Below are 8901 nucleotides of genomic sequence, written 5' to 3'. Positions count from 1 at the left end.
GCCGGCCCCCGCCCTCCGTCCCGTTGTGTGTGGTGTTGAGACGTGTGCGCGGCCGCCCGGCCCTGATCCGCCAGACACCCCCTAGACGGCCCGGTTGCGGCGCGCGGCGAGCTCGTCGGCCGGGTTGTGCCCGACCACCGTCTCGCCGGTGTCCACTCGCTCCCCGTGCAGCTGCGAGAGGGCGTTCTCCACGTCCCGCCAGACCACGCCGACGGCGATGCCGAAGACGCCCTGCCCGCCCTGGAGCAGGCTCACCACCTGGTCCGGCGACGTGCACTCGTACACGGTGGCGCCGTCGCTCATCAGCGTCATGCGCTCCAGATCCGAGAAACCGCGGTCGCGCAGGTGCTGCACGGCGGTGCGGATGTTCTGCAGCGCCACCCCGGTGTCCAGGAAGCGCTTGACGATCTTGAGGACGACGACGTCGCGGAAGCTGTACAGCCGCTGCGTGCCCGACCCGTACGCGGGACGCACGCTCGGCTCCACCAGGCCGGTCCGCGCCCAGTAGTCGAGCTGCCGGTACGTGATGCCGGCCGCGGCGCACGCCGTCGGCCCCCGGTATCCGACCTGCTCGGGCGCCGGCTCGCCGCCCACCGGCCCGACCGGCGTCGAATCCGGCTGACGGCGCGCGGACCCCACCGCACTGCCGTGCAGCGGGTACGGCCCACCGTCACTCCGTGCGGGGGTGCCCCCGGTCGTACCGTCGCCCGTGATCCTCACGCCGACCCTCCGTCCTTGACCTGCCACCTCGAAGGTAGGCAGTCACCAGGGGTGCGTCAACGATCGCCACACTCGGCACGCCGAGTGATAATCACCCTGAGAGTGGTTTCCCGTACCCCGCTGCGGGGAAAGGCTACTCGAATGGGCTGAATTTTCCTGGAGGACGCCCGGAGGACGCCGAGGCCGACGAGGCAGGCGTCCCACCGCGCCGCCTCACCGGCAACACCTCACTGCGGCCCGGTGCCGAAGTCCTCCGGCGAGATCTGGTCGAGGAACTCGCGGAACTTCTCCACCTCGTCCTCCTGCTCGTCCGGAATGGCGATTCCGGCGTCGTCCAGCACGCCGTCACTGCCGTAGATCGGCGTCCCCGTCCGCAGGGCCAGCGCTATGGCGTCGGAAGGCCGCGCGCTCACCTCGACCCCGCTGGCGAAGACGAGCTCCGCGTAGAAGACACCCTCCCGCAGATCCGTGATCCGGACCTCGGTGAGCTCCTCGCCGATCGCCTCCAGCACGTCCTTGAACAGGTCGTGCGTCAGCGGCCGGGCAGGGGCCATCCCCTGCTGCGCGAAGGCAATGGCGGTCGCCTCCCCTGGTCCGATCCAGATGGGGAGGTACCGGTCGCCTCCCACTTCACGCAGGAGCACGATCGGTTGGTTCGAGGGCATTTCCACCCGGACACCCACAACGTCGAGCTCATTCACACAGCAACCCTAGGACCTGCCCGGCAGGTTTGGGTAGTCGGGCTCCCCCACGGTGCCCCCGAGGCTCCCCCCGGCGAGCCCCCGAGCTCCCGCAGCTCAGGGCAGCCGGACCCCGAGAGCCGTCTGTACGAGGGCCTCGTGGAGCCGTACGGAGAGCCCCGCGAGCTCCTTCATGGTGGCCTCGGCATGCGCCCGGGTCTGGGGGTTGCGGTGCCGGCGCAGCGGGGCCACGACCTGCTCCACCAGGCCCGCCTCCCGGTCCGCGGCAGCCTTCATCGCCCGCAGGTGACGCGGCTCCAGCCCGAATCGCCCCAGATCGGCCACCAGGCGGGCCACCGTGACCGCCTCGGCATCGAATCCGCCGCCGGGCGCCTCCGCGAGCAGCCCGTACGACTCCCACTCGACGAGTTGCACCTCGTCCACGTCCGCCGCGGCCATCAGCTCGGCCCGGCCCACCCGCGCGACCGTGGGCCGCTCTCGGCCGACCTCCCCGTAGACGGCGGCAGGGCTCGTGGGATCAACCGTTTCCCCGTTCGCCGTCGGCGCCGGGATGCGGATCTGCTCACCGCGTGCGAGCGCGTCGAGCTGCTCGCGGATGACCTTCAGCGGAAGGTAATGGTCGCGCTGGAGCCGCAGGATGCGGGCCAGCCGCTCGACGTCGTCGGTGCTGAACTTGCGATATCCGGAAGGTGTGCGCTGGGGCTCGACGAGTCCCTCCGCCTCCAGGAAGCGGATCTTCGAGATCGTGACCTCGGGGAACTCGTCACGCAGCATGGTCAGCACCGTGCCGATGCTCACCAGCCGCCCGGCCGGGCCGACGGTGCCGGCGGTGCCGGCGGTGCCGGCGGTGCCGCTCTTCGGGGCACCGCCGGTCGGGGTACGCAGCATGGAACCTTCCCTTGACAGGGTCAGATGCCCCGCAGGCTCGCGTAGAAGACCAGCCGGTACTTGCCGATCTGCACCTCGTCGCCGTTGTGCAGCGAGACGGAGTCGATCGGTTCACGGTTCACATACGTGCCGTTGAGGCTGCCGACGTCGGCGACGGTGAAGCCGCCGTCCTGGCTCCGGCGGAACTCGACATGGCGCCGGGAGACGGTGACGTCGTCCAGGAAGATGTCGCTCTGCGGGTGCCGGCCGGCCGTCGTCAGCTCGCCGTCCAGAAGGAAACGGCTTCCGGAGTTGGGACCGCGCCGCACGATCAGCAGAGCGGAACCCGGAGGCAGCGCTTCCACCGCGGCCTGGGCCTCGGGAGAGAGCGAGGACGACACGTGCTGCTGTCCCGACACCTCGGCCTCGTAGGCCTCAAGGCCCGAGATCGAGATGGTGGACGTGGTCTCCGAGGCACGCTCCGGCGTCAGACCCGCCCGCAGCGGCGCCCCGCAGTTGGAGCAGAATCGGCTGGCCGCATCGCTGCGGTGCCCGCACCTGCTGCAAATCTGCTCGGCCGACATGGACGGCTCCTCGCGCCGCGGGTGCCCCGCGGAGGCATTGGTGGCATACGGGTCGGGGGCAAACCCTCCACCCGTACTTGAGGTTGATGGTTCACCGAAACCTATGCGTCCGGTACCGGCAGGGTCAACAGCCGACGCGCCCTGTGCGCCCGAAATGTCACCCGCCCCGCCGACCTCGTCCCGGAAGAGCGGCCGGTCGCCCTGCCCTTCCGCATCTCCGTGCCCCGCGCGGTGCCTGGCCGCACCGCTCTCCTCACGGTTCTTCTTGCCGAACAACTTCTCAAACAACTTCACGGGCGATTCCCCTTGACCGAAACAGACCCGCCCGTGGGGCAGGACGAACTCCGAATGCAACACCTGCCGACCCGGACATTCTCACAACGTCCGTAACCACCAGACAGTTTCCACCACGCACCGCGACTTCGGCGCGCCGACCCCCCGCAGGCATCCGCCCGCGTCGGCCGGTCCGCTCGTCCGTCCCGCATCACGACGATGACGACCGAGCGTAGTCAGGCTGCTTCACAGCCCGCAAGGCATCCACAACGATCTTCGCCGACCGTGTGACGGCGACGGTGGCCTGCTCCTTCTCCAACGTCTGCACGACACCGCCCGGGATGTTGAGCGCGGGCTCCAGATCCTGCGGCTTCCCGATCACCCTGAACTCGTAGGGCTGTGTGATCTTCTTACCGTCGATCCCGACACCACCGCTCTCGTCCGAGAAGTACGAGCCGGCCACGATGCGCACGCCGTTGATCTGGATCGCCTCGGCACCCGCGGCCCGCAGCTCCTGGAGCGTGTCCAGCAGCTGGTCCGACCGCACCTGGTTCTTGGCATCGGTGATCTTCAGCGTGATGCCGGGCCCCTGTGCAGCCACCGTACCGGCCAGGATGCCGAGTTGGCGCTCCTTCTCCACGGTCTGCTTCCGGGCCTCCTCGGCCTGGTTGGAGCTGTTCTCCAGCTCCTTGCGCTGGTCCTCCAGCTTCGACTTCTCGTCCTCCAGGCGCTTGGTCCGCCCGTCGAGCTCGTCGAGGATCCGTACGAGGTCCTCCTGACGCGCCCCGCGCAGCGCGCTGGAGTCGCTGTTGGACCGCACCTGGATGGCCAGCCCCAGCCCCAGGACGAACAGCAGCACCGCGACGATCAATTGGGCCCGGCTCACGCGCGGCGGCCACAGCCCGGCCGCCAGCCGCTGCCGCCCCGTCTGCGCGGGCTCGGCAGCCTCGCTCAGGGGCTGCTCCGGAACGTTCGGCTCCTGCGGCGGGGTGCCATGCGTACTCATCCCCATCACGCCCGGAAGACGTGCCGGCGGATGGCCGCGGCGTTGGAGAAGATGCGGATGCCGAGGACGACCACCACACCCGTCGACAGCTGCGAACCCACGCCCAGCTTGTCACCGAGGAAGACGATCAGCGCGGCCACGACCACGTTCGACAGGAACGACACCACGAAGACCTTGTCCACGAAGATGCCGTCCAGCATCGCCCGCAGACCGCCGAACACCGCATCCAGCGCCGCCACCACGGCGATCGGCAGATATGGCTCCACGACGGCCGGCACTTCGGGCCGGACCAGAAGTCCGACCACCACTCCGGCCACGAGGCCCAGTACCGCGATCACGATGCACCCTTCTTCGGCTCTTCTGCTGTGGCTGTCCGCACGGTCAGACTCGACGCGGCCGGCAGCCGTACCTCGTCCGCTGCGGACAAGGTGTAGCGGATCCCGTAACTCTCCTGCAGCACATGCAGGTACTGACCGTCCGCGGAGTCCTGGAACGTGGTCCCGAGCCGCTTCTTGTCACCGACCGCCAGCACTTCGTACGGCGGCACCAGCGGCCTGTTGTCGACCAGTATCGCGTCACCGGCGGCCCGGATCGCCGACAGCGCCGTCAGCCGCTGTCCGTTGATCGAGACGGCCTCCGCCCCGGACTGCCACAGCCCGTTGACGATCTTCTGCATGTCCCGGTCGCGGAGCCGCCCGGTGTCCGAGAAACCGGTGCTCTCGCGCGGCTTGCCACCGCCGCCCGACGAGGCGCCCTTCGCATCGTCGATCACCAGCCTGATACCGGGCCCGCGGACCTCCGTGGCCCCGGACAGCAGCGCCACCAGCTGTCCCTGATCACCGCCGTGCTGCTTGAGCGCCGCACTCTGGCGGTCCGCCACGTCGTCGCGCAGCCGCTCGATGTCCCGCTCCAGGGCGTCGGCACGCTGGTCGGAGCGCTGCACCCGGTCGATCAGCTCCTGACGCTCCTTGGCCAGCACCGGCGCGGCAACCTGGGCCTGCGCCGCGCCGAGCGTGACGACCGCGGCCGCGAGCACGAGCCCGGCGGCCAGCGCCAGTTTCGCCTTGAGCGTGCGCGGCAGTCCGGCCTTGCCCTCCGCCTCGCGCCGGGCCGTCGCCTCCGCGTAGCCCTCGTCGAGGCTGTGATCCATCACGTGCGTCAGCAGCGACATGGAAGCGTCCGGGCGCGCGGGACGCGCGGGCGGCGCCGAACTCCGGTTGTGGGGCGGCTGCGACATGCCGCACATCGTCGCATGTCGGCGCCGCCCACACCGAATGCACCCGTCCGGCGGGCCGGGCCGGGGCATCCCCCGACCCGGCCCGCGGGACTTGGGTCCCTACGTCATACCGCGCCCGGCACTCAGTGCCCGGCCCCGTCCACCACGCCGGCCCACTCGTCGAGCAGTGCCTGCGCGGACGTGTCATCGGGACCTTCGGCCCACAGATGGGTGACGGCTTCCGCCGGGTCCGGCAGCACCAGCGCCCACCGACCGTCCGCCTCGACCACCCGTACCCCGTCGGTGGTGTCCACCTGCCGGTCCCCGGCCGCTTCCACGACCCGCCGCATGACGAGCCCCTTCACCGCCCACGGCGTCGGCACGTCCCGCTTGAGCACGTGCGCCCGCGGGATCCGGGCATCGATCTGGCTCAGCGTGAGCTGCGTGCGCGCCACCAGCCCGATCAGCTGCACGAAGGCCGCCGCCCCGTCGAAGACGCTGCTGAACTCCGGGACGATGAACCCGCCCCTGCCGTCCCCGCCGAAGATGGTGTTCTCCGCCCGGCCCACCCGGGTCAGGTCGTCGGGCGAAGTGGTCGTCCACTCCACCTGCGTCCCGTGGTACGCCGCCACCTGCTCGGCGATACGGGTCGTGGTCACCGGCAGCGCCACCTTGCCGCTGCGCTTCTCCGCGGCCACCAGGTCCAGCAGCACCAGCAGCGCCCGGTCGTCCTCGATGATCCGCCCGCGCTCGTCCACCAGGGAGATCCGCTCGCCCACCGGGTCGAAGCGCACCCCGAAGGCCGCGCGCGAGGAGGCCACGATCTCGCCGAGCCGCACCAGCCCGGCCCGCCGCGACTCGGCGGTCTCCGTGGGCCGGGACTCGTCGAGCCCCGGGTTGACCGTGAGCGCGTCCACCCCGAGCTTGCCCAGGAGGCTCGGCAGCACCAGCCCGGCACTGCCGTTGGAGGCGTCCACGACCACCTTGAGCCCGGAGTCGGCGACCCCGGTGATGTCCACCCGGCGCAGCAGGGAACCCGTATAGGCGTCGAAGACGCTGCCCGGGAACTGCAGGTCACCGATCTCCCCGGGGAAGGCACGCCGGTACTCCTGGCGCGCGTACACCCGGTCCAGCTTGCGCTGCTGCTGGAGCGAGAGGTCCGCCCCGCGCTCGTCGAGGAACATGATGTCCACTGAGTCCGGAACCCCCGGCGAGGTCCGCAGCACGATGCCGCCGGCGCTGCCGCGGGCGGTCTGCTGCCTCGCCACCGGCAGGGGTACGTTCTCCAGGTCCCGTACGTTGATGGCACTGGCCTGGAGCGCGGAGATCACGGCCCGCTTGAGCGCTCGCGCACCGCGGGAGTGGTCACGGGCCGTGGTGACGATCGCACCCTTTTTGAGGGTGGTCGCATAGGCGCCGGCGAGCCGCACCACCAGCTCGGGGGTGATCTCGACGTTCAGGATGCCGGTGACTCCGCGCGCGCCGAACAGGTGCGCCTGTCCGCGCGACTCCCAGATCACCGAGGTGTTGACGAAGGCGCCCGCCTCGATCGTCTTGAAGGGGTAGACCCGCACATTCCCCTGAACGATCGATTCCTCACCGACGAGGCACTCGTCACCGATGACGGCCCCGTCCTCGATCCGCGCGGCGCGCATGATGTCGGTGTTCTTGCCGATGACGCAGCCGCGGAGATTGCTGTGGGGCCCGATGTACACGTTGTCGTGCACGACGGCCCTGTGCAGGAAGGCGCCGCTCTTGACTACGACGTTCGACCCGACGACCGTGTGCTCGCGGATCTCCACGCCGGCCTCGACCTTGGCGTAGTCCCCGATGTAGAGCGGCCCGCGCAGCACCGCGTCCGGGCTCACCTCGGCCCCCTCTGCGATCCACACGCCCGGGGAGATCTCGAAGCCGTCCATGTCGACCTGGACCTTGCCCTCGAGTACGTCGGCCTGCGCCTTGACGTAGCTCTCGTGGGTGCCGACGTCCTCCCAGTAGCCCTCGGCGACGTAGCCGTAGATCGGGCGGCCTTCCTTCATCAGCTGCGGGAAGACGTCGCCGGACCAGTCGACCGAGACGTCCGGGTCGACGTAGTCGAAGATTTCCGGCTCCATCACGTAGATGCCGGTGTTGATGGTGTCCGAGAACACCTGGCCCCAGGTCGGCTTTTCGAGGAAGCGCTCGACCTTCCCCTCTTCGTCCACGATGGTGATGCCGAATTCCAGCGGATTCGGCACCCGCGTCAGGCACACCGTGACCAGTGCGCCCTTCTGCTTGTGGAATTTGATGAGATCGGTGAGGTCGAAGTCGGTGAGCGCATCGCCGGAGATCACGAGGAACGTGTCGTCCTTCAAGGCCTCCTCGGCATTCTTCACGCTGCCGGCGGTCCCGAGTGGCTTCTCCTCGTTGGCATAGGTGAGCTCCATTCCGAGCTCCTCGCCGTCACCGAAGTAGTTCCTGACGAGTGATGCCAGGAATTGCACGGTGACCACGGTTTCGCTGAGCCCATGCCGCTTGAGCAGCCTGAGCACATGCTCCATGATCGGCCGGTTCGCCACCGGCAGGAGCGGCTTGGGCATGCTCGAGGTCATGGGGCGAAGACGTGTGCCTTCGCCACCGGCCATCACGACGGCCTTCATGTCGGAAGAGTCCTCCTTGAGAGACGACGTTCTCGCCGACTTCGCCCGCCCCGGACGGTGACTGGGCAACGCGTCAGTCCGGCGCCGAGCAGGCTCAATCGGCCGCGGCGTCCGCCTTCACGAGTCGGCGGACCTGCACCACGTAAAGGATTCCTGCCCACCAGTAGAGGGTTGTACCCCAACCGGCGAACGCCCATCCGAAAACTGACCCCGTCCAGGCCAACCAACCCGAGCCGTCACTGAGCAACAACAACGGGAAGGCGTACATCAGGTTGAAGGTCGCCGCCTTCCCCAGGAAGTTGACCTGCGGCGGCGGATAGCCGTGTCGGCGCAGGATCCAGACCATGACCAGCAGCATCAGCTCACGGGCCAGCAGGGCCGCGGTGAGCCAGATCGGCAGAATGCCGCGATAGGTCAGACCGAACAGCGTGGACAGGATGTAGAGCCGGTCTGCAGCGGGATCCAGCAGTCTCCCGAGGCTGCTGATCTGATTCCAGCGCCGCGCGAGCTTCCCGTCGAGGTAGTCGCTGACCCCGCTGAGCATGAGAACGGCCAGCGCCCAGCCGTCGTGCTTCTCGAGGATCAGCCACAGGAACAGCGGCACGCCGGCGAGGCGCGCCATGCTCAGGATGTTCGGAATGGTGAAAATTCGGTCAGTCTGAACCCGAGTCTCCTGGACCTCCACCCGGGGGCCTCCACTGTGACTGTAGAAATGTCGAACGATGCCCCCTGACCCTACAGGAGACCGCACACCTGCCCGTAAACGCAGAAAAGCCCCGCACCATAAGGTGCGGGGCTTCCCCACAATGATTGTTCGGCGGCGTCCTACTCTCCCACAGGGTCCCCCCTGCAGTACCATCGGCGCTGAAAGGCTTAGCTTCCGGGTTCGGAATGT

The 8901-nt window shown here is 69.0% G+C and carries 9 protein-coding genes and 1 rRNA gene; all 10 read right to left on the bottom strand.

What is annotated here, in order from left to right:
- Window positions 1-81: 81 nt before the first annotated feature.
- Window positions 82-720 carry a MerR family transcriptional regulator gene (locus AB0M99_RS37180; RefSeq protein WP_365928607.1) on the bottom strand — a complete coding sequence of 213 codons (639 nt, stop codon included), beginning with the start codon at window positions 718-720 and terminating at the stop codon, window positions 82-84.
- 227 nt (window positions 721-947) lie between these two features.
- Window positions 948-1421 carry a bifunctional nuclease family protein gene (locus AB0M99_RS37175; protein WP_030009777.1) on the bottom strand — a complete coding sequence of 158 codons (474 nt, stop codon included), beginning with the start codon at window positions 1419-1421 and terminating at the stop codon, window positions 948-950.
- A gap of 96 nt (window positions 1422-1517) precedes the next feature.
- Window positions 1518-2309 carry a MerR family transcriptional regulator gene (locus tag AB0M99_RS37170; protein ID WP_365928605.1) on the bottom strand — a complete coding sequence of 264 codons (792 nt, stop codon included), beginning with the start codon at window positions 2307-2309 and terminating at the stop codon, window positions 1518-1520.
- A 20-nt stretch (window positions 2310-2329) separates the two neighbouring features.
- On the bottom strand, window positions 2330-2872 hold the full coding sequence (locus tag AB0M99_RS37165; RefSeq protein ID WP_365928603.1) for an FHA domain-containing protein: 543 nt from the start codon (window positions 2870-2872) through the stop codon (window positions 2330-2332).
- Window positions 2873-3356: 484 nt separating this feature from the next.
- Window positions 3357-4151, bottom strand: coding sequence for a DUF881 domain-containing protein (locus tag AB0M99_RS37160; protein ID WP_365928601.1), 795 nt, complete (start codon window positions 4149-4151; stop codon window positions 3357-3359).
- Between the two features lie 5 nt (window positions 4152-4156).
- Window positions 4157-4489 (bottom strand): small basic family protein, encoded by a 333-nt coding sequence (locus tag AB0M99_RS37155; RefSeq protein WP_030158423.1) that lies wholly within the window; start codon window positions 4487-4489, stop codon window positions 4157-4159.
- A complete protein-coding gene (locus tag AB0M99_RS37150) occupies window positions 4486-5397 on the bottom strand; it encodes a DUF881 domain-containing protein (protein WP_365928599.1) in 912 nt (303 codons plus the stop codon). The genes AB0M99_RS37155 and AB0M99_RS37150 overlap by 4 nt, the downstream gene beginning before the upstream one ends.
- A gap of 113 nt (window positions 5398-5510) precedes the next feature.
- On the bottom strand, window positions 5511-8006 hold the full coding sequence (locus AB0M99_RS37145; protein ID WP_365928597.1) for a mannose-1-phosphate guanyltransferase: 2496 nt from the start codon (window positions 8004-8006) through the stop codon (window positions 5511-5513).
- A gap of 94 nt (window positions 8007-8100) precedes the next feature.
- Window positions 8101-8691 (bottom strand): CDP-alcohol phosphatidyltransferase family protein, encoded by a 591-nt coding sequence (locus tag AB0M99_RS37140; protein WP_365928595.1) that lies wholly within the window; start codon window positions 8689-8691, stop codon window positions 8101-8103.
- Between the two features lie 127 nt (window positions 8692-8818).
- Window positions 8819-8901, bottom strand: a 5S ribosomal RNA gene (rrf, locus tag AB0M99_RS37135); the annotation flags it as partial.

The organism is Streptomyces sp. NPDC051183, assembly GCF_040682455.1.
Lineage (GTDB): Bacteria > Actinomycetota > Actinomycetes > Streptomycetales > Streptomycetaceae > Streptomyces.
Note: the sequence above shows the minus strand (reverse complement) of the source record. Positions and strands in the feature narration are given on the sequence as shown.